Origin of the sequence: Bordetella saccharivorans (assembly GCF_045862855.1) — a bacterium.
In the GTDB taxonomy this organism is placed as follows: Bacteria; Pseudomonadota; Gammaproteobacteria; order Burkholderiales; family Burkholderiaceae_B; genus Bordetella_A; species Bordetella_A petrii_F.
In genome coordinates this window covers 3,031,850-3,049,102 of the sequence record NZ_BAAFZO010000001.1, presented here as the reverse complement: position 1 = coordinate 3,049,102, position 17,253 = coordinate 3,031,850, and the positions used below count along the sequence as shown (strand labels likewise).

Annotated in this window: 24 protein-coding genes and 3 tRNA genes; 14 read left to right on the top strand and 13 right to left on the bottom strand. The window is 64.0% G+C overall.

From position 1 onward, the window contains the following. Positions 1 to 143: 143 nt before the first annotated feature. Both ACKTT0_RS14625 and ACKTT0_RS14620 read left to right on the top strand, forming a co-directional pair. Entirely contained in the window at positions 144 to 1,385 is a 1,242-nt protein-coding gene (locus ACKTT0_RS14625) for a DUF763 domain-containing protein (RefSeq protein ID WP_407850579.1), read from the top strand. A 71-nt stretch (positions 1,386 to 1,456) separates the two neighbouring features. Further along, a complete protein-coding gene (locus ACKTT0_RS14620; protein WP_407850578.1) occupies positions 1,457 to 1,657 on the top strand; it encodes a hypothetical protein in 201 nt (66 codons plus the stop codon). Between the two features lie 40 nt (positions 1,658 to 1,697). Here ACKTT0_RS14620 and ACKTT0_RS14615 read toward each other — a convergent pair whose 3' ends face one another. Further along, the gene (locus tag ACKTT0_RS14615; RefSeq protein ID WP_407850577.1) at positions 1,698 to 2,198 is read right to left on the bottom strand and encodes a YciE/YciF ferroxidase family protein; all 501 of its coding nucleotides are present in this window, start codon (positions 2,196 to 2,198) and stop codon (positions 1,698 to 1,700) included. A 138-nt stretch (positions 2,199 to 2,336) separates the two neighbouring features. Between ACKTT0_RS14615 and ACKTT0_RS14610 the strand changes: the two genes are divergently transcribed. Beyond that, positions 2,337 to 2,864, top strand: coding sequence for a ferritin-like domain-containing protein (locus ACKTT0_RS14610; RefSeq protein ID WP_407850576.1), 528 nt, complete (start codon positions 2,337 to 2,339; stop codon positions 2,862 to 2,864). A gap of 77 nt (positions 2,865 to 2,941) precedes the next feature. Here ACKTT0_RS14610 and ACKTT0_RS14605 read toward each other — a convergent pair whose 3' ends face one another. Next, a complete protein-coding gene (locus ACKTT0_RS14605) occupies positions 2,942 to 3,832 on the bottom strand; it encodes a manganese catalase family protein (RefSeq protein ID WP_407850575.1) in 891 nt (296 codons plus the stop codon). A 183-nt stretch (positions 3,833 to 4,015) separates the two neighbouring features. Here ACKTT0_RS14605 and ACKTT0_RS14600 point away from each other — a divergent pair, with 183 nt between their 5' ends. Further along, a complete protein-coding gene (locus ACKTT0_RS14600; RefSeq protein ID WP_407850574.1) occupies positions 4,016 to 4,534 on the top strand; it encodes an anti-virulence regulator CigR family protein in 519 nt (172 codons plus the stop codon). 88 nt (positions 4,535 to 4,622) lie between these two features. On the opposite strand, the gene ACKTT0_RS14595 is transcribed toward ACKTT0_RS14600, so the two are convergent. Then, a complete protein-coding gene (locus ACKTT0_RS14595; protein WP_407850573.1) occupies positions 4,623 to 5,180 on the bottom strand; it encodes a cytochrome b in 558 nt (185 codons plus the stop codon). Between the two features lie 346 nt (positions 5,181 to 5,526). Here ACKTT0_RS14595 and ACKTT0_RS14590 point away from each other — a divergent pair, with 346 nt between their 5' ends. The 3 genes from ACKTT0_RS14590 to ACKTT0_RS14580 all read left to right on the top strand — a co-directional run bounded on the left by ACKTT0_RS14590 (position 5,527) and on the right by ACKTT0_RS14580 (position 7,759). After that, the gene (locus tag ACKTT0_RS14590) at positions 5,527 to 6,540 is read left to right on the top strand and encodes a hypothetical protein (RefSeq protein ID WP_407850572.1); all 1,014 of its coding nucleotides are present in this window, start codon (positions 5,527 to 5,529) and stop codon (positions 6,538 to 6,540) included. Between the two features lie 70 nt (positions 6,541 to 6,610). Beyond that, entirely contained in the window at positions 6,611 to 7,051 is a 441-nt protein-coding gene (locus tag ACKTT0_RS14585) for a hypothetical protein (RefSeq protein ID WP_407850571.1), read from the top strand. Positions 7,052 to 7,135: 84 nt separating this feature from the next. Further along, positions 7,136 to 7,759, top strand: a complete 624-nt coding sequence (locus tag ACKTT0_RS14580) for a hypothetical protein (RefSeq protein ID WP_407850570.1) — start codon at positions 7,136 to 7,138, stop codon at positions 7,757 to 7,759. 62 nt (positions 7,760 to 7,821) lie between these two features. On the opposite strand, the gene ACKTT0_RS14575 is transcribed toward ACKTT0_RS14580, so the two are convergent. The 4 genes from ACKTT0_RS14575 to ACKTT0_RS14560 form a co-directional block, all read right to left on the bottom strand. Then, on the bottom strand, positions 7,822 to 8,025 hold the full coding sequence (locus ACKTT0_RS14575) for a cold-shock protein (RefSeq protein ID WP_028356487.1): 204 nt from the start codon (positions 8,023 to 8,025) through the stop codon (positions 7,822 to 7,824). A 200-nt stretch (positions 8,026 to 8,225) separates the two neighbouring features. Next, positions 8,226 to 8,474 (bottom strand): hypothetical protein, encoded by a 249-nt coding sequence (locus tag ACKTT0_RS14570; RefSeq protein WP_407850569.1) that lies wholly within the window; start codon positions 8,472 to 8,474, stop codon positions 8,226 to 8,228. 51 nt (positions 8,475 to 8,525) lie between these two features. Then, positions 8,526 to 8,978, bottom strand: a complete 453-nt coding sequence (gene fabZ / locus ACKTT0_RS14565) for a 3-hydroxyacyl-ACP dehydratase FabZ (protein ID WP_407850568.1) — start codon at positions 8,976 to 8,978, stop codon at positions 8,526 to 8,528. Positions 8,979 to 9,183: 205 nt separating this feature from the next. Then, positions 9,184 to 9,414 (bottom strand): hypothetical protein, encoded by a 231-nt coding sequence (locus ACKTT0_RS14560; RefSeq protein ID WP_407850567.1) that lies wholly within the window; start codon positions 9,412 to 9,414, stop codon positions 9,184 to 9,186. A 410-nt stretch (positions 9,415 to 9,824) separates the two neighbouring features. Here ACKTT0_RS14560 and ACKTT0_RS14555 point away from each other — a divergent pair, with 410 nt between their 5' ends. From ACKTT0_RS14555 to ACKTT0_RS14545, 3 genes are all read left to right on the top strand, one after another. Beyond that, positions 9,825 to 10,112, top strand: a complete 288-nt coding sequence (locus tag ACKTT0_RS14555; RefSeq protein WP_407850566.1) for a hypothetical protein — start codon at positions 9,825 to 9,827, stop codon at positions 10,110 to 10,112. Positions 10,113 to 10,390: 278 nt separating this feature from the next. Next, on the top strand, positions 10,391 to 10,969 hold the full coding sequence (locus ACKTT0_RS14550; protein WP_407850565.1) for a hypothetical protein: 579 nt from the start codon (positions 10,391 to 10,393) through the stop codon (positions 10,967 to 10,969). Positions 10,970 to 11,022: 53 nt separating this feature from the next. Continuing rightward, complete coding sequence (locus ACKTT0_RS14545) at positions 11,023 to 11,772, top strand: DUF3800 domain-containing protein (protein ID WP_407850564.1); 750 nt, start codon at positions 11,023 to 11,025, stop codon at positions 11,770 to 11,772. Positions 11,773 to 12,239: 467 nt separating this feature from the next. Here the strand turns inward: ACKTT0_RS14545 and ACKTT0_RS14540 are convergent. The 4 genes from ACKTT0_RS14540 to ACKTT0_RS14525 all read right to left on the bottom strand — a co-directional run bounded on the left by ACKTT0_RS14540 (position 12,240) and on the right by ACKTT0_RS14525 (position 14,814). Then, positions 12,240 to 12,324, bottom strand: a tRNA-Leu gene (locus tag ACKTT0_RS14540). Positions 12,325 to 12,418: 94 nt separating this feature from the next. Then, positions 12,419 to 12,973, bottom strand: coding sequence for a preprotein translocase subunit SecG (gene secG, locus ACKTT0_RS14535; protein ID WP_407850563.1), 555 nt, complete (start codon positions 12,971 to 12,973; stop codon positions 12,419 to 12,421). Between the two features lie 20 nt (positions 12,974 to 12,993). Continuing rightward, positions 12,994 to 13,740 (bottom strand): triose-phosphate isomerase, encoded by a 747-nt coding sequence (gene tpiA / locus ACKTT0_RS14530; protein ID WP_407850562.1) that lies wholly within the window; start codon positions 13,738 to 13,740, stop codon positions 12,994 to 12,996. A 96-nt stretch (positions 13,741 to 13,836) separates the two neighbouring features. After that, complete coding sequence (locus ACKTT0_RS14525; protein ID WP_407850561.1) at positions 13,837 to 14,814, bottom strand: NAD(P)H-quinone oxidoreductase; 978 nt, start codon at positions 14,812 to 14,814, stop codon at positions 13,837 to 13,839. 122 nt (positions 14,815 to 14,936) lie between these two features. Between ACKTT0_RS14525 and ACKTT0_RS14520 the strand changes: the two genes are divergently transcribed. From ACKTT0_RS14520 to ACKTT0_RS14505, 4 genes are all read left to right on the top strand, one after another. Continuing rightward, a tRNA-Ser gene (locus ACKTT0_RS14520) sits at positions 14,937 to 15,026 on the top strand. Positions 15,027 to 15,038: 12 nt separating this feature from the next. Continuing rightward, a tRNA-Leu gene (locus ACKTT0_RS14515) sits at positions 15,039 to 15,123 on the top strand. 194 nt (positions 15,124 to 15,317) lie between these two features. Then, entirely contained in the window at positions 15,318 to 15,962 is a 645-nt protein-coding gene (locus tag ACKTT0_RS14510) for a DedA family protein (RefSeq protein WP_407850560.1), read from the top strand. Between the two features lie 27 nt (positions 15,963 to 15,989). Beyond that, positions 15,990 to 16,352 (top strand): DUF2784 domain-containing protein, encoded by a 363-nt coding sequence (locus tag ACKTT0_RS14505; RefSeq protein ID WP_407850559.1) that lies wholly within the window; start codon positions 15,990 to 15,992, stop codon positions 16,350 to 16,352. A gap of 3 nt (positions 16,353 to 16,355) precedes the next feature. On the opposite strand, the gene ACKTT0_RS14500 is transcribed toward ACKTT0_RS14505, so the two are convergent. Together ACKTT0_RS14500 and ACKTT0_RS14495 are read right to left on the bottom strand one after the other, a co-directional pair. Further along, positions 16,356 to 16,877, bottom strand: a complete 522-nt coding sequence (locus tag ACKTT0_RS14500; RefSeq protein ID WP_407850558.1) for a hypothetical protein — start codon at positions 16,875 to 16,877, stop codon at positions 16,356 to 16,358. Continuing rightward, positions 16,877 to 17,245, bottom strand: coding sequence for a PAAR domain-containing protein (locus ACKTT0_RS14495; protein WP_407850557.1), 369 nt, complete (start codon positions 17,243 to 17,245; stop codon positions 16,877 to 16,879). The genes ACKTT0_RS14500 and ACKTT0_RS14495 overlap by 1 nt, the downstream gene beginning before the upstream one ends. Positions 17,246 to 17,253 lie beyond the last annotated feature (8 nt).

Genomic DNA, 17,253 nt, shown 5'->3' with positions numbered 1-17,253 from the left:
GGCTGTGCCGGGGCGCCCTTGCGGGCGCCCTTTTGCATGGAGCGGCGCCCAACGCGCAACAGCGGCGAACCGCCGCGGCGCCGCTGACCGCCAGCGCTTCGGTACTATAAGGCCTGGTATCGGTTTTTTTGGGAGATTTGCCCATGCGACGCGCCGGCAGCGCCGATTTGCCGTTGCATGGCGGCCGCGTCCCGGCATGGCTGGGCCAGCGCATGTCGCGCCTGGGAGCCGTCATCACACAGGCCATCGTGCACCACTACGGCCGCGACGAGTTCCTGCGCCGGCTGGCGCACCCTTTCTGGTTCCAGTCCTTTGGCGCCGTCATGGGAATGGACTGGCATTCGTCGGGCATCACCACCAGCGTGATCGGCGCGCTCAAACGCGGGCTGGCACCGTTGTCCGGCGAACTGGGCATTCACGTATGCGGCGGGCGCGGCCAGCATTCGCGCAAGACGCCGCACGAACTGGCGACGCTGGGCGAGCGCGTAGGCGTGGACAGCGATGCGTTGGCCCGCGCCAGCCGGCTGGTCGCCAAGGTCGACAGCGCCGCCGTACAGGACGGCTTCGGGCTGTATCTGCACGGTTTCATCGTCACCGACGATGGCAAATGGGCGGTCGTGCAGCAAGGCATGAACGGCGATAGCCGGCTGGCGCGCCGCTACCACTGGCTCTCGGAAGACATGCGCAGCTTCGTCGATGCGCCGCATGCCGCCATCGATGGCGTCAACCAGGGCCATATCGTCAACCTGACCGACCGGCGCGCGGCGGCGTCGCGGCGCGGCCAGCTCGCCCTGCTGCTGGAAGACGGGCCGGATTTCATCGTGCAAGAAGCAGCCGCCCTGGCCGCGCACGGGGAAGCACCGGTCGCTCGCCAAGCCGAACCCGCGCAACTGGCGCTGCCCCATCTGGCCATGCCGGCGCACCACGACGTGCGGCCCAAGGATGTCAACCTGCAGCGCCTGCACGGCGCGCTGGCGGCGGCAGCCGAACGAGGTCCGCGCGACTTCGCCGATCTGCTGCTGGTGCCGGGCGTGGGGGAACGCACCGTGCGCTCGCTGGCGTTGGTGGCCGAGGCCGTGCACGGCGCCCCCTGCCGGTTCGCCGATCCGGCGCGCTTTTCGCTGGCGCACGGCGGCAAGGACCGACACCCCTACCCGGTGCCCCTGGCGGTATACGACCAGACCATCGAGGTCATGAAGGCGGCGGTCGCCAAGGCCGCGCTCGGCAACGACGAACGGCTGCAGGCCTTGCGCCGCCTCGACCAGCAGGCGCGGCGCCTGGAACGGGCGGCGCGCGGACCGGCGCTGCCGGACTTCATCGACGAGGAACGGCGCGCTTCTGCCGGCTATGCCGGCCGCAGCGTCTACGGGTGGGAGGCCGCCTAGCGGCGAGCGTCCGGCGGGGGCGAAGGCACGGGGATTGCTCTCCAAGAGCAGCCACGCGCCACGGACCCGCCATGAGAAAACGCTATACCATCACCGTGCACCCCCGCTGGGACATTCCTTTCGAAGCCTCGGCCGAGCAGGTCGCCGACATGCGCGCCGACGGCCTGGAGATCGACGAACTCTGCAACACGGTGCCCACCTGGCTGCCTGGCCCGCTGGTGCGCGGCTGGTGCCGCGCCCAGGACGCATGGCAGTGGCTCAGGCTGTTCTGAACAGCCGCCGGCATGCGCGCGGCGGCGGCCCGGCCGGCGCCTACTTGCCCTTCTGCTCGGCCTGCGGATTGCTTTCGCTTTCCGCCAGCTTGGTCAGCTTCTCGTCGGTCGATTTCTCTTCCTGCAAGGTCTGATACAGCAGTTTCTCGGCATCCTTGAATCCCAGGTGCCGGGCAAAGGTGCACAAGGTGCCGTAGCTTGAAATTTCGTAATGCTCGGCCTTCTGCGCGGCGGCGATCAGCGCGGCATCGAGCACCGGCCCTTTGGTGATTTCTTCGATCACCTCCTTGCCCTCTTCGACCAGCCCCTCCATGGCGACGCACTTCATGCGCTTGAGCTTGATGTCGCAAAGCTCCACTACCTGGTCAATGCGTTCGATCTGGCCCTGCGTTTCTTCCAGGTGCGCCTGGAATGCTTCCGACAATTTCGGATTGGTCGCCGCCCGGGCCATTTTGGGCAGCGCTTTGGTCAATTGCTTCTCGGCGCTGTAGATATCCGATAGCTCGTGAATGAACAGGTCCTGCAATGTCTTGGCGGCCATGACTCTCTCTCGTGGAATGGATGAGACAACGAGCCGGGATTCCAGCAAGCTGCATACCCGCGCCAGGGCGGCGGCCGCGCCGGGCACGATTCCTGCGGTGCGGCCATTTCTCCATTTCATCCCGCGGGGGTACCACTCATGGAAACCAAGACACCCACACACGAGGCCGAAAAACACTTCATGGACTGGCTGCGCGACGCCCACGCCATGGAGGAGCAGGCCGAAAGCATGCTGGAGGGCATGGCGTCGCGGCTGGAGCACTATCCCGACCTGAAACGGCGGATCGAGCAGCATATCCAGGAAACGCGCGAGCAGGCTCGCCTGGTCAAGCAATGTATCGAGAGCCGTGGCGGCGACACGTCGGTGCTCAAAGTGGCGGCCGGCAAGACCATGGGCGCCGCGCAGGCGTTCTCCGGCATGCTGGTGGGCGACGAGGTGGTCAAGGGCGCCATGTTCGGCTACGCGTTCGAACACATGGAAATCGCCGCCTACCGCAACCTGGTCGAGGCCGCCAAAGTGGTCGGCGACATCCAGACGCAGCAGACCTGCGAGCGCATCCTGGGCGAAGAACTCGCCATGGCTGCGTGGCTGGAACAGAACATGGCCGGGGTGGTCCGGCAATATCTGCTGCGTTCCGACTACGCCGAAGACAAGGCCAAGCGCTAGGCCGCGCGCCTGCCGCATGGAGCCCGGCCGCACACGAGGCGGCGGCCGGGCTCCAGTAGTTCCGGCGTTCCGGCGGACTACTTGGTGCGCGCGGGCTCGCCGCCGCTGCCCAGGTCCGCCCCTGTGACAGGATCCGCGTCGGGCGCCGACGCGGTGCGCGACACCAGCGCCTGCAAGGCCTCCTGCTGCTCCGCCGTCAGGCCGACCGACGGCATGCCATCGTCGCCATCCACCGCGCACTGGCGGTCGCGGTCGGACACCATCTCGAAATTGGCGTCACTGTTCCATGAGCCGCGCGTATTGCCCTCGCCTTGCGACATGTCGAAATACACATTGGCAAAGCGCGGGTCCCCGGGCAGCTTGCCCGGCGGAAAATTCGGCTGCATCGAGTACAGCGCCTTCTCGAACGAACGCTGATGCGACACTTCGCGCGTCATCAGGAAACCCAGCGCTTCCTTGACGCCCGGATCGTCGGTCACGTTGATCAGCCGCTCATAGATGATCTTCGCCCGGGCTTCGGCCGCGATGTTCGAGCGCAGGTCGGCGGAAGGGTCGCCGATGGTATCGATATAGCCGGCGTTCCAGAGCTGCCCCCCGGAATTGGTCAGCGCCGGCCCGCCGCCATATAGCACCTGGGTCACGTGCGAATCATTGCCGGCGCCGTGCAGGGCGCGATACAACTCGGCTTCGCTCTCGGCCGCCTCGGCCAATTGACCCTTGGCGCCCTTGTTCAGCATCGCCACCAGCGTGCCGATGATCTCCAGGTGGCTCAGCTCCTCGGTGGCAATGTCGAACAACATGTCCTTGCGGCCCGGGTCGTCCTCGGCGATGGCTTGGGTAAAGTACCGACAGGCCGCCGCCAGTTCCCCTTGCGGCCCGCCGAATTGTTCCAGCAGCAAGTTGGCCAGGCCCGGATCCCCTTCCCGGACGCGGACGGTGTACTGCAAGCGCTTGTTGTGTGCAAACATGAGACTCTCCCGGCAGGTTCGCCCGCGGAATGCGGGCGCGGACGGCCTCCGCAAGCGCTGTACCCGTGGCACGCCGCGGTAATACCTGGCAACCACCGTAAAGCCTCGCTGCCTTTTCCCGCTTGCCGGATGGCGCGGACGCACTACACTTCCCTTGCCACTACACAAAAAAAGGGCCACATCATGCGCACTTCTCTCGGCATACTCGTCCTGGCGGCCGCCTGCTGCGGCGCGCTTTCCAGTCAGGCGCTGGCGGCGCCTCCCGAAGGCAAGGGCAAGCCGGCCCAGGCTGGCGGGCAGGGCAACGGCAAGGGCAACAGCGACAAGGGCGGCAAGGGCAACGGCCAAGGCAACAGCAAGTCCAAGGGCGGCGACCACGGTGGCCACAGAGGCGGCGGCGATGGCGACGTGAATGTCGGTATTTCCCTGACGACCGCCGGCATCAGCGTATCGACCGCACGCGGCTATGCGGTGGATTATGGCGTCACGGGCTATTCGAGCCTGCCACCCGGCATCCGCAAGAACCTGGCGCGCGGCAAGCCCCTGCCCCCTGGCATAGCCAAGAAGATGGTTCCCGGGCCCATGCTGGCGCATCTGCCGGTGCACCCTGGCTACGAATGGCGGGTGGCCGGCACCGACCTGATCCTGGTGGCCATCGGCACCGCCATCGTGGCGGACGTACTGTTCGACGTATTCGACTGACAGGCGGCCGTCCCGGCCGGCCGACTGGCCGGGACCAACGCACGAAGCGGACGCCAGGGCTTGTTCCCGCTAAAAGCGTGAACAAGCATTAGCGCCGGCGCAGCATGCGCCCGGCGATTCCGTCGCGCCACACGTACTGATGGACCGCCACCATGGCGACGTGCCCGGCGACCAGGGCCAGCAGCAGCCAGCCCGCCAGGCCGTGCAGCGCATTGCCCACCGCCATCAGCGAAGGGATTTCCTGCCCCGAGGCTTCGAGCACCGGAACCCCGAACACGGCAAACCCCTTGCCGCGGCCGTAAGTTCGCAACATGGCGACGACCGGCACGATGAGCATCAACGCATACAGCGCGAGATGGCCCGCGCTGGACAAGCGCCCCCATATGTTCGGGTCCGCCGGCGGGCGGCGGCGCGCACTGGCCAGGCCCCAGATGCCGCGCAGCACGACCAGCGCCAGCAACACCGCGCCCAGCGACCCGTGCGACGACCAGAACCAGCGCGTGACCGCCGCTTCGCGGTCCCAGGCATGCAGGACCGCGCCGACAAATTGCCACGCGAACAGCACCGCCATGCCCCAGTGCAGGCAGCGGCTGACTACGCCATAGCCGTGCGGGGAATCCTGCCAACAGGTGCCCGTACTACTCATTTGCTATCTCCGGTTGATGAGGGACACCCGATATTGGCCACTTGGCCCGCGTCGGACCTTGACGCGACGCAACCCGCCGGAGGTGCCGCGCCGCCGCCGCCCGTGGTTGAAACCCGCTGAAAATAAACCGGGGGAAACCTGGCTGCGCAGCAGCTCGCCGGCACGATAGCGCCGGCCAATATACTGGATATAATTACAGTATTCGGCCGCCCGGCACATGCTTATTTATCAATACCTCCACCTGGACTTGTTATGTTCTAGTCACCAGGCAGGATGGAATCCGTGCGCATCGCCCGCCAGCCGCGGGCCGATCGGTGGCCGCTGGACCAATCCAAGGGAGGGTGAAGTGGCGACGAGCAAGACAAGCACCAGGAAGGTCTACTACCGGCGCAACCAGTTGCAGCCGGCCAATACCCAGACACTGCAGCAACTGCTGGCCGCCGCGCTCGCCGATCGCAAACGCATCAAGGACCGGCTCGAGACCATCGACGCGGCCGCCGACGCCTGCCGCGTGATCAACCAGCCACGGCAGATCGGCGCCGCCCTGTGCGGCACGCTGCTGACTTTCGAGCGCGGCAGCCACCAGTTGGTGGTCGAGGACAACCCCGACGCCGCATCGCTGGTCATGGCGGCGCTGCAGCCGCCCAAGATGAACGGCACGCAGCAGCAGTTCGTGCCCGGCGTGCTGTTCTTCGCCCTGATCGACAACCACGTCGCGCTCGTGCAATCGGCCAGCCTGCGCGCCAGCGGGCTGGAACAACACCTGGCATGGCTGCTGCGCGACCAGTGCCAGGCCATCGGGCCGGACGCCGGCCTCGCCCTGGTCGACGAGCCCAAGAAAGCCACCAAAGAACGGATCCGCAAGTCCCATGTAAAGGCGGTATCCATCGGCCGCCCCTTCATGAACCAGGCCCCGCACACGGCGCCGGATGACTCCGCCGTCAAGCTGGCCGCCCAGCAAGCGCGCAACGTCGCCAAGCTGACCCCGGACCCGACCGTGCTGTCCCTGATCCGGGGCTTCATGGGCGACGACAGCTACGCCCGCCTGGATATCGAAGACGCGGTCTTCGACGGCAACCTGGAGGTATGGCTGGAGATCCGCTACCCGAAACGCAGCCGCGCCCAGCCGGGCGATACGGTCCGGCTCATGGACAACCTGGGCATCGCGCTGCGCGACCAGGAAGAAAATACCGTGGCGCTGCAGCTCGCTGACGGCACCACCGTCGCGGGCAACGATTTGAAGATCAGTAGTACGATACCGCTCAGGTCGCTGGACGGCGTGCCGGACATCGACGCCTTCTATGCGGACATGACGACCTGGCTCGGTGAACTCATCCGCAACAAGGTGATTTCCGCCTGATTACCCCATGACCCGATTCGCCAGATGGTCTGTGATAGCAATCATTACCCTGGCATATGGCGGGGCGGCCATGCTGTTGCCCGTCGTTGGCGCTTCCACCACCATCAAGAGCCTGTCGGGCATCAATGTACTGGTCACGGGCCTGCTGGGCTGGTTCTTCCGCCAGTTCCACAACATCACCGGCGCGGGCATACTGCGCGCGCGCGAGCTCGACCGCTATGCTGTCAAGCGCACCGAGATGCGCGCACGGTTCTGGCGGGCCTTCGCCTTCAATGCCGCCGTGGGCGTCCTGCTGTACGCGCTGGGCATGCTGGCCGACGGGCCGGGCGGCGGGCCCTGGCTGCCTTTCGTGGCCGGCTTCCTGGTGGCGCTCGCCATCTGCAACGCCTGCATGCTGGTGGGCTGGATCAACGAGCTGTCGGCCTTCGCCGACAAACTGCGCGTGCTTGAACAAGACCGCAAAGAACACGCCGAACAGGTCAAGCGGCTGGACGCCTCGGGCAAGAGCTGACCCTTTGGCCAGGCACGCCATTTGCGGATGGCCGGGAGTTCCCTCACAGGCCCGCGAGGGATATTCCCACATCCGGAGACCACAATGGCCAAGACAGCAAGCATCAAACCCAACCAGGTCGAAGACCTGCTTTACCAGGCCCTGGAAACAGAAATGGGCGGCATACAGGTATACCAGGCCGCGATCGGCTGCGCGATCAATGACGACCTGAAAGAAGAGTGGCAAGGCTACCTGGAGGAAACCACTACGCATCGCCAGGTCCTGCTGACCGTCTTTGAACAATTGGGGCTGGACCCCGACGCCGACGTGCCCTCGCGCGCCGTCGTGGCGCACCACGGCAAGTCGCTGGTCCAGGCCATCGGCATGGCGAAGACGCAAGGCGACCCGGCCGCCGCGCAGATCGTCGCCGCGGAATGCGTGGTGCTGGCCGAAACCAAGGATCATCTGAATTGGGAACTGATCGGGCTGCTGGCCGAGAAAATGAACGGCACGACCGCGAAGGTGCTCAAGCAGGCGTTCGACGCCGTCGAGAAGGACGAGGACCACCACCTCTACCACACCAAAGGCTGGACCCGCGAACTCTGGATAGAAGCGCTGGGCATGCCAGCCGTGCTGCCGCCGCCCGAGGAAGTGAAGAAGGTGGAAACCGCGATCGGCGCGTCGCGGGCCGAGCAGGCACGCGACAGCATGCTGGGCAAGAAGCACTAGCTCGCCGTTTCCGCAACAAAAAAGCCCTCTTTCCAGAGGGCTTTTTTCCAACGCTGGATGCGTCAGAGCACGCGGATCTTGGTGGCCTGCGGGCCCTTGGCCCCTTGCGAGGACACGTAGCTCACGCGCTGGTTCTCTTCCAGCGACTTGAAGCCTTCGCTTTCGATTTCCGAAAAGTGCGCGAACAAGTCCTTGCCGCCGTTTTCGGGCATGATGAAGCCGAAGCCCTTTTCAGCGTTGAACCATTTGACGATGCCGGTTTCCATAGTACTTCCCTAATAAAAATAACGTTCGAGCGATTGCTCGAACAGACGATCAAGGAAGGACTGAGGACAATGATGGCACGGTAATCGTGCATGACCGCACAACGATCACGACACTTGAAGATCGCGTCCACTATGGACGCACCTGCCCCGGAAGTCAACCCAAGTTGCAAATGAGCCGCCGCCCCCTGCCGGGCGCACGCTCAGTGAAACCGGTCGCGCGGCTTGCCCTCGATCCAGCGCAACGCGCTATTGAGTTGCATCGCCAGGTCTTCCGCCTGGTCATTGGTCAGGGCATATACCTTCACCTGCGACGTCGCGTCCGCTTCCTGCCCCGCGGCCATCTCCCGGCTGGCATACGAAATACGCAGCATCAGCGCATCGCTCGGGCCGGTAAGCGCGCCAACCTGCACCTTGACGACGCTCTGGGCGTCGATCTTCGATTTGCTCATGATTCGACGCCTCAGGTAGGGTGATGTAGGCCTTCTACAGTACCACGCCGGCTACGCGGGCGATTCGGGCGAACTGCGTATGGCGCACAGGATCGTCGCCTCGGCCACCAAGTCATCCTTCACGAATGCCTGGCCCCGGTACTTGCAAATGGCGCGACTGAGCCGCACCGCCCGCACTTCGAGGCGCAACTGGTCGCCCACCACCACCGGCCTCAGGAACGTCGCGCCATCGATTCCCAGGAAATAATAGACAGCCTGGCCCTGGTCCGGCCGGCGCTGGCTGCCTTCGTCGGCAAAGGAGAACAGTGCCGCCGACTGTGCCATCGCCTCGACAATGAGCGCCGCGGGCATGGTCTGGCCCACCGCCAGGAAAGGGTCGCTGGCGGAAACGTTCTTGATCGCCGTGATCTTCTGCTGCGGCACCATATCGGCCACATGGTCTATCAGGAGCATCGGGTAGCGATGCGGCAAACGCTCCATGATCGACTTGACGTCCAGGTCCATAAGTTGCCTCTGCTGGCTGGTTTCACTGGAACCCGTGACAGGCCGGCCGGCCCTCGGCGAGGGCCGGCCGAATCATGCAGTGTCACACAAAAGGACCACGCGAACGACCTTTTTGTTGATGGACTCGGCATCAACGCGTAAGCAGACATTCCGGGGCGATCGCGCAGCTGGCGCCGGCGCACAGGCGCGCGCCGGCGCCAGCGCATTACCAGAAGCGCAACCGGCCGGATTGTTCCCGGTTCAGGCGTTGCGCCTCTTCTTCCGCATATGCTTCCTCGTCGGGCTCATACGACCCTTCGTAGAGGCATTCGCTGCGATTCCACGTGCACTCGTTGAACAATCGGCTTACCGTCCCGGAGCCGGTCGAGGAACATCCGGAAACCAGCCCGACAAAAAACACCACCGCCGCGCAGCGGCCCAACGTTTGGATCGACATATTTCCCTTTCCTGATTGCTGCCGTCATTGTGACGGCAAGCGGCCCTGCAGGGCAATGCCGGCGCGGACGGCAGGGGAAAGCAGGAACGAGGCAAGCGCGAAGCATGGCGCGAATCGCGCGATGGCCAGGCAACAAAAAACCCGCACTCTCGCGAGCTGCGGGTCTTGCGGGTTTCCCAGCGTTTGCAGGGAGGGAATTCTTAGTACGACGGCGAGACTCGAACACTATAGATAATTATCGACAATAAAAAATAAAAGTACCCAAATTTCATTGTTTCACCCCCGGGTAGACCCGTAGTTGATTGCACTGGCGAACTGGGGCAGGATACGCTCCAACATAATACGAAAATTAACGAAACGTGCCAACCCTGCTTAAGCAGCGTTCCGGCGACATCGTTATATGTTGCGCAATGAAACACGCTGCTTATCTATCCCTCCTGATCACCGTGTTGGCGCTTGGTGGATGCGCTGCGACAGGCGTGCAAGGGGAGCAGGGCCAGCTTGACCAATTTAAGCAAGGCGAGACGACCTGGCTGGATGTGATCACGGCAGTGGGCAAGTCCACGACCCAGATGCGCAACTCGGATGACACCACCGCCCTGCTCTACACCTATGCCGAGTATCGGACTAGGCCGGAGACGTTCACCCGTTTGTGGGGGCATTCGTCGACGGGGCGGACACCAATTCCAGTCATGTGATGCTTACCTTCGACCATGCCGGCAAGCTGCTCAGATACTCCAGCTCGGAGAGCGAGATGGGCACAGGAATGGATATAGCGACTGGCCAAGTAGAGGAGATACAGAACCAGCCCCGAAAGCCTGAAACCACGTAGCAAGGCATGCAAGAAATCCGCAGGATGCGCCGCTGTAGAGCAGGTCTCCGACCCTCAATTGATAGAAACCTCGCCGTACCGCAAAGAGAATTTGCGCTGGCTTGGCCCGAATGTCCAAAAAACACCTAATCCGAGCGTGACACAATGAGAATTCTGGCTCTTTTTATAATGCTCGCCTTGGTGGGATGCAGGCTGGATGAAGGCACAGCCAAAGAAGTCGCTCAACTCCGTCAGGCGGCTGATCAGCAAGAAAAAGCGATTCAGGATCTGAAGCGGTCAAACGAGGCGCTCAAGGCCGACCTTGCGTCTGTAAAGGTAGACACCTCATTCAACACCCTGATGCTGAATATCCAGACGGGATCCTATACCGCCCGGCTAAGCCTCACTGACAAGACCTTTTCAACTGTCCGCACTGACCTGGGAATTTTCCTCGTGTCGGTACAGGATGTCACCCCATTCGCCAATGGGGTAAAGCTGAAGCTCGATGTGGGGAACCCCCAAGCGATGACGTATTCCGGCCTGAAGTTCAAGCTTTCCTGGAAGACAGCCGCCAACACCGACGACCCTGATCAAACCAAGGAAATTGATCTGCCTCAGAGGTTCTTGCCGGGGGCATGTAATCGGGCGGAACTAGTGATCTCACCTGCCAAGGCTGACAACCTTACGAACGTACGAGTTTCCATTGATCCGAACCAAGTTCAGTTGCAGGCCGCTCGCCCCTAGTCTAGCTCCGGCTAAGAATAAGAAGCGACCCGTCGATCACCTGAGGAGGCAGTGTGTATTTAGCGTACTTCGATGAGTCTGGGGACTCAGGTTTCGAGAAGTCCCCCACCAATACTTTCACCCTGAATTGCGTGCTCGTACACGACTCGAACTGGTTGTCCGCGCTGGACCAATCGATTGCATTCCGACGGTACCTAAAAGATAAATTCCATCTTTCACCTCGCGCGGAGATCAAGGCATCCTGGCTCATCCACAACAAGGGCCCATTCCGAAAAACCGGCCTCAGTTATGGTGCACGAATGGAAGCATACCGAGCAGCGATGCGGTTTCAGAGAAAAGCTGGAATTTTCCAGACTTTTTCCATAGTCATCGCCAAGGACCGCATACTAAAGAAGGACACTGACGTGCGGGAAACAGCATGGAGGTATGCCATTCAGAGACTTGAGCGCTTTGGAACAGCGAACAAGGACAACATCATGATTTCGCCAGATGATGGGCACGGCGACTTAATTAGGAAAAAAATCAGAGCGATGCGTCGCTTCCACCAGGCACCTTCCTATTTCGGAGAGGGGACTCTTGAGAGGAAGGCACAGAACATAGTCGAAGACCCCTACGAGAAGCGTTCGCATGAATCATACTTGATACAGTGGGCGGACTTGAACGCTTATGCTGCTTTCAGGCGAGTATTCCCAGGGCCTTCATTCGGGGTTGATATATGGGATGAACTTGGGAGCGCGGTCGTAGCCGATGCCAACCGCCTTTCTGGTGGACCACCAGGAATAGTGGTGTGGCCCCCACGATAAAGAAGAAAAGCCCGCTTTCGCGGGCTTGGGGGAAATCCTACTACCGGCCAAAGGGCCGGGCTCAGATTCCATACGTGTAGTGTATGCACATACACCAGCAATGGCAAGATAATCTAAACCCCCGTCCCCAATAACAGTCCTCCCGGGCGGTTTTCTCTTTTGTCCCTAACTCCCTTAGCCCACTCTTCCCTAGCCAAACGCTGCAGTTGAGGTAACAATCTCGCATCAACAGCGACTGCCACAGATGCGCATGCCGACCCGGTACTGCAGCCTTGCACACTCGACGTGGCGGCCGTCAGGGGTAGTGGGCTTGATGGCATTCAGATCGACCAGAGACTCTCCCGCGAAGCGACGCTGTTTGTAGATTCAGCGAGACGACGGTAGACGCATAGACAACAAAAAACCCGCATCTCTATAGGAGAATCGCGGGTTTCGTAGACTGCTGTGTACTACCTGATACTGCATCTTGGTGCCGACGGCGAGACTCGAACTCGCACAGCTTTCGCCACTACCCCCTCAAGATAGCGTGTCTACCAATTCCACCACGTCGGCTTGGCTTCCCGTGTACGGCTATTGCCGCTGGAAAGTCGGGCATTCTAGCATGGAAATCGGCGCCCGGCCAACGCCGAACGCCGACCAGGTGCTGTTACTGGGCCGGCTTGGGGGCGCTTTCCGGCTGGGCGGGCGCGGCCGGCTGCTCAGCGGGCTTGTCGGCGGACGGCTGCTCGGCGGGCTTGTCGGCCGGCGCCGGCGCGGCGGGCACGTCGGCCGGCTTGGACTCCGGTTGCGGCGCGGGCGCGGGCGCGGCCGGGGCCTGCGGCACCGAGGCGTCCGGCTGGGCCGGGGCCGTTTGCGGCACGGAACTGCTGCCGTTGCCGGCGGCGCCGGGCACCTGCGGCACCGAGCGGTCGGCGGGGAAGTCCTGCATGACGCCGGATTCCATGGCGCCGCCCGAGGACGAGCCGCCGTGGCTCAGGTAGGCCAGGCCCAGGGTGCTGACGAAGAAGACCACGGCGGCCCACTTGGTGGAGCGCGACAGGAAGTTGGCCGCCCCGGAGGCGCCGAACAGGCTGCCGGCCGAACCGCTGCCGAATGCCGAGCCCATGTCGGCGCCCTTGCCCTGCTGCAGCAGGACCAGGACGATGATCCCCAGGGCCGACAGGACCTGGACGACCAGCAAAATGGTGAGTGTCAAAGACATTGAAGACTCCGGACGGAAACTTAGGCTGCGGCGATGCGCAGGAATTCTTCGGCCACGAGTGACGCGCCGCCCACCAGGGCGCCGTCGATATCGGGCATGGCGAACAGGCTGGCGGCATTGGCCGCCTTGACGCTGCCGCCGTAGAGGACGCGCACCTGGCCGGCGCCCAGGCCGCGCAGCGCCACGCGGATGGCGCCATGGACTTCCTGCGCCTGCTCGGGTGTGGCGGTGCGGCCGGTGCCGATGGCCCACACGGGCTCGTAGGCCAGCACCATGCGCGACAGCGCGTCGGCGCCCAGGGCCAGGACCGGCTCGAGCTGGCGCTCGATCACGCCGAGGGTGTTGCCGCCTTCGCGATCGGCCAGCGATTCACCCACGCACACCACCGGGGTCAGGCCGGCGTCGAGCGCGGCGCGCGCCTTGTCGGCCACGGCCTGGTCGGCCTCGCCGTGCAGCGTGCGGCGCTCGGAGTGGCCGGCCAGCGCCCAGCGGCAGCCGAATTCCTTCAGCATGGCGCCGGAAACCTCGCCCGTATAGGCTCCCTTGGCGTGCGCGCTGACGTCCTGCGCGCCCCAGGAAACGGCGCTGCCTTCCAGTACGGCGGCGGCCTGGGCCAGGTACGGGAAAGGCACGCACACGCCGATCTCGCAGTGGGAGGCCGGGTCAGCCGCCCGCAACGCCTCGAGGAGCGCGGTGTTCTCGGCCAGGCTGCCGTGCATCTTCCAGTTGCCCAGCACGAGCCGGGCGCGGTTCTCTTGAGAGGTCATGGCGCAAAACGGTATGGGGTGGGCCCGGACGAAATCCGGGTCAAACCCAAGATTGTATCCTGTTTACCGGGAAATACGCCGGCCCCCGGACGGGCGTTACACGGTCAGGATGATCTTGCCGATGTTCTCGCCCGCCTCCATCATGGCGTGTGCGGCCGCCGCCTGCTCGAGCGGGAAGGTGGCATGGACGATGGGCTTGATGGCGCCCTGCTCCAGCAGCGGCCACACGCGCTGGCGCAGCGCCTGGGCGATGGCGCCCTTGAAGGCCACCGGGCGCGGCCGCAGGGTCGAGCCGGTGAGCGTCAGGCGGCGGCGCAGGATCTGGTTGCAATCGACCTCGGCGCGCGCCCCGCCCAGCAAGGCGATGACCACGATGCGGCCGTCGTCGGCCAGGCACTTCATGTTGCGGTTGATGTAGTCGCCGGCCACCATGTCGAGGATCACATTGACGCCGGCGCCGCCGGTCGCGTCGAGCACCTCTTTGACGAAATCCTGCGTCTTGTAGTTGATGCCCTTGGCGGCGCCGAGCTGCTCGACCGCGCGCACGCGCTCGTCGCTGCCCACCGTGGCGTACACCGGGTTGCCCATGGCGCGCGCCAGCTGGATGGCCGTGGTGCCGATGCCGCTGGCCCCGCCATGCACCAGCAAGGCCTCGCCGGCCTGCAAGGCGCCACGGTCGAACACATTGCTCCAGACGGTGAAATAGGTTTCCGGCAGGCCGGCCGCCTCGATGTCGGACAGGCCCTGGGGAATGGGCAGGCACTGCACGGCCGGCGCGACGCAGTACTCGGCATAGCCGCCGCCCGCCACCAGCGCGCACACCTTGTCGCCCACCGCGAAATCGCCCGCCGCGGCGTCGCCGCCGACGATCTCGCCGGCCACTTCCAGGCCCGGCAGGTCGGAGGCGCCCGGCGGCGGCGCGTAGTTGCCCTTGCGCTGGAATACGTCGGGACGGTTGATGCCGGCCGCGGCCACCTTGATCAGCACTTCGCCGGCACCCGGTTCGGGCATGGAGCGCTCGGTCGGCACCAGCACGTCCGGACCGCCGGGTTGGGAAATCTCTATTGCTCGCATCGCGCGCCTCCTCAATCAAATGGATTATTATGCTGCCCTTTACGGAAGTTCCAAACCGGCCATGCGGCGCTTGCGTCCACGGCCCGGACTTTCCCGCCGCGGTACCATACCGGGGCGCGAACGGAAGCGTGGCCGAGTGGTTGAAGGCACCGGTCTTGAAAACCGGCAAGGGTTTGCGCCCTTCGTGGGTTCGAATCCCACCGCTTCCGCCATTGCCGTCGCGCGCACCCATGGCGAAATTGGTAGACGCAAGAGACTTAAAATCTCTCGCCGCAAGGCGTCCCGGTTCGATTCCGGGTGGGTGCACCATTCGGCGCGCAGGCGCGCAATTGCCAATATTTACAATATTGGGCGCTGGCCCCGCCCATGCAGCCAGGGCCCTCGCCTCGCCCCGCTGGCGCGTATAAATCCCGTTACTTTTCGGCAGCCGCGGCCAGTGCCGCAGGATTTCGGACATATACCCTGCGGTAACATGTCCAGCATCCAAGTCCCTATTTCTTTGCATGGACGCTTATATCGACAAGATCGGCCAGTTCATCCAGGCCAACCAGGACTGGGCCGGGCCGATCACCTTCCTGCTGACGCTGGGCGAATCGCTCATCCTGGTCGGCCTGTTCATCCCCGCTACCGCGCTGATGCTGCTGACCGGCGGCCTGATCGGCGCGGGCACGCTGTCGCCGTGGAATGTGCTGGCCTGGGGCATCGCCGGCGCCATCGTGGGCGACGCGATCTCGTACGGCCTGGGCCGCTGGCTGGGTCCCGGCCTGATGCGCCGCTGGCCGTTCAACACCCAGCGCACCGCCGTGGCGCGGGCGCGGCTGTTTTTCTACCGCTACGGCTTCGCCTCGGTACTGATCGGCCGGTTCCTGGGGCCGATCCGCTCCACCATCCCGACCGTGGCCGGCATCATGGGCATGAACCACGCCCGCTTCCAGCTCGCCAATGTGCTGTCGGCGGTGGCCTGGATGCCGCTCATGCTGCTGCCCGGCTACCTGACCGCGCGCGGCCTGGGCGCCATGCAGGGCGGCCAGCACATCGGCCTGGTGGCCGGCACGGCCGCCTCGGTGCTGATCGGCTGCTGGCTGCTGGTGGCGTTGATGCGCAAGCGGCGCCAGCCGGAAGGCGACCGACTCCAGCGGCGCCGCTGACGCAGCTCGCCGCGGCAAGGGCAAGAAATGCTTTACCGCGCCCTCGCCGACCTCGTCTTGCTGGTTCATGCCGCCTTTGTGCTGTTCGTGGCGCTGGGCGGCCTCCTGGTCCTGTGGAAGCGTTGGCTGATGCCGTGGCATCTGGCGGCCCTGGCCTGGGGCGCCACGGTGATGGGCCTGGGCTGGGTCTGCCCGCTGACGCCGCTGGAGAATGAGTTGCGGCAGATGGCCGGGCAGGAAGGCTACCCGGGCGGGTTCATCGAGCATTATGTGTTCGGGCTCATCTACCCGGAGGGGCTGACGCGGGGGATGCAGGTGATGCTGGCCGGCACGCTGGTCGCGGGCAATGCGGTGGTGTACGCGATAGTGTATGCCCGCCGCCGGGGCTAGGTGCTATTTCAGGCGCACATAGGCCTGCTCGAGCGCCACCAGGGCAAAGATCTCGCTGTCGGGGGAGAACTTCACTGGCACCACGCTTCCCACCGCCAGAAGCGGCACGATCGCCACATTGAACATCTGCTCGATGTCGACGGTGAACGGCGCTGAGGACGCATCCTCGGGCTGCACCGCCAGCTTCAGCTCGTACCACTGCTTGTGGTGCTCGGCCTCGAGCGAACCGCTGTAGGCGGATTCCAGAATGGTGGCCGTGCCCCGGGAACCATGCTCGTCGAGCTCCCGTGCAATATCGGTCAGCACGGCACCCCGGTAGACGACCAACGCACAGCCGGCCATGAAGATCGTGATCGCGCCATTGATGTACAGCATGGCGCGCACCACGCGTTCATCCCACAAGCCCATGAACAGGCAGGCCAGGCAAGCAATGAACGCGATCAGGCCCAGCAGCATCAAGACGGGCGCACCCAGCGTCATGAACAGGTAGGTGCGCACCTTGGACGCGATGAGGCTGCGCGGCATCAGGCGGACAGGACCAGCACCTTCTTCTGATCCATCTTCAGGTACATGCCCAGGGTGTTCCATAGATTCTGCAAGGCCAGGCACAACCACCGGATGACCATGCCCCCCGAGGCCACCACGGTGAACGAGAACAAGGCGATGGTAGTACCCAACATGAACAGCGTCCCGGACGCCACGCCCAGAACGCCCGAGGGCAGGTCTATGGTCAAGGGCGCGATCGAATACAGGTTGTGCGCCGGCTTGTTCTGAATAAAAACGTTGGTGGTAGGCAGCTTCATGCAGCTGTACATGTCGTTCTTCGAGACCCCTGTCATATAGGGCCCCAGTCCGATGCTGCGCCCGCTGCCCATGCATCCCCAGAATGGCATAGCGACTC

Coding starts and splice junctions, on each gene's coding strand:
- ACKTT0_RS14600 (WP_407850574.1), top strand. CDS start 4,016: ATGCGCACTTCTCTCGGCATACTCGTCCTGGCGGCCGCCTGCTGCGGC.
- ACKTT0_RS14560 (WP_407850567.1), bottom strand. CDS start 9,414: ATGTCGATCCAAACGTTGGGCCGCTGCGCGGCGGTGGTGTTTTTTGTC.
- ACKTT0_RS14580 (WP_407850570.1), top strand. CDS start 7,136: ATGGCCAAGACAGCAAGCATCAAACCCAACCAGGTCGAAGACCTGCTT.
- tpiA (WP_407850562.1), bottom strand. CDS start 13,740: ATGACCTCTCAAGAGAACCGCGCCCGGCTCGTGCTGGGCAACTGGAAG.
- ACKTT0_RS14575 (WP_028356487.1), bottom strand. CDS start 8,025: ATGGAAACCGGCATCGTCAAATGGTTCAACGCTGAAAAGGGCTTCGGC.
- ACKTT0_RS14525 (WP_407850561.1), bottom strand. CDS start 14,814: ATGCGAGCAATAGAGATTTCCCAACCCGGCGGTCCGGACGTGCTGGTG.
- ACKTT0_RS14550 (WP_407850565.1), top strand. CDS start 10,391: ATGAGAATTCTGGCTCTTTTTATAATGCTCGCCTTGGTGGGATGCAGG.
- ACKTT0_RS14615 (WP_407850577.1), bottom strand. CDS start 2,198: ATGGCCGCCAAGACATTGCAGGACCTGTTCATTCACGAGCTATCGGAT.
- ACKTT0_RS14570 (WP_407850569.1), bottom strand. CDS start 8,474: ATGAGCAAATCGAAGATCGACGCCCAGAGCGTCGTCAAGGTGCAGGTT.
- ACKTT0_RS14500 (WP_407850558.1), bottom strand. CDS start 16,877: ATGCCGCGCAGCCTCATCGCGTCCAAGGTGCGCACCTACCTGTTCATG.
- ACKTT0_RS14625 (WP_407850579.1), top strand. CDS start 144: ATGCGACGCGCCGGCAGCGCCGATTTGCCGTTGCATGGCGGCCGCGTC.
- ACKTT0_RS14495 (WP_407850557.1), bottom strand. CDS start 17,245: ATGCCATTCTGGGGATGCATGGGCAGCGGGCGCAGCATCGGACTGGGG.
- fabZ (WP_407850568.1), bottom strand. CDS start 8,978: ATGGACCTGGACGTCAAGTCGATCATGGAGCGTTTGCCGCATCGCTAC.
- ACKTT0_RS14610 (WP_407850576.1), top strand. CDS start 2,337: ATGGAAACCAAGACACCCACACACGAGGCCGAAAAACACTTCATGGAC.
- ACKTT0_RS14595 (WP_407850573.1), bottom strand. CDS start 5,180: ATGAGTAGTACGGGCACCTGTTGGCAGGATTCCCCGCACGGCTATGGC.
- ACKTT0_RS14505 (WP_407850559.1), top strand. CDS start 15,990: ATGCTTTACCGCGCCCTCGCCGACCTCGTCTTGCTGGTTCATGCCGCC.
- ACKTT0_RS14605 (WP_407850575.1), bottom strand. CDS start 3,832: ATGTTTGCACACAACAAGCGCTTGCAGTACACCGTCCGCGTCCGGGAA.
- ACKTT0_RS14510 (WP_407850560.1), top strand. CDS start 15,318: ATGGACGCTTATATCGACAAGATCGGCCAGTTCATCCAGGCCAACCAG.
- ACKTT0_RS14585 (WP_407850571.1), top strand. CDS start 6,611: ATGCTGTTGCCCGTCGTTGGCGCTTCCACCACCATCAAGAGCCTGTCG.
- ACKTT0_RS14555 (WP_407850566.1), top strand. CDS start 9,825: ATGAAACACGCTGCTTATCTATCCCTCCTGATCACCGTGTTGGCGCTT.
- ACKTT0_RS14620 (WP_407850578.1), top strand. CDS start 1,457: ATGAGAAAACGCTATACCATCACCGTGCACCCCCGCTGGGACATTCCT.
- secG (WP_407850563.1), bottom strand. CDS start 12,973: ATGTCTTTGACACTCACCATTTTGCTGGTCGTCCAGGTCCTGTCGGCC.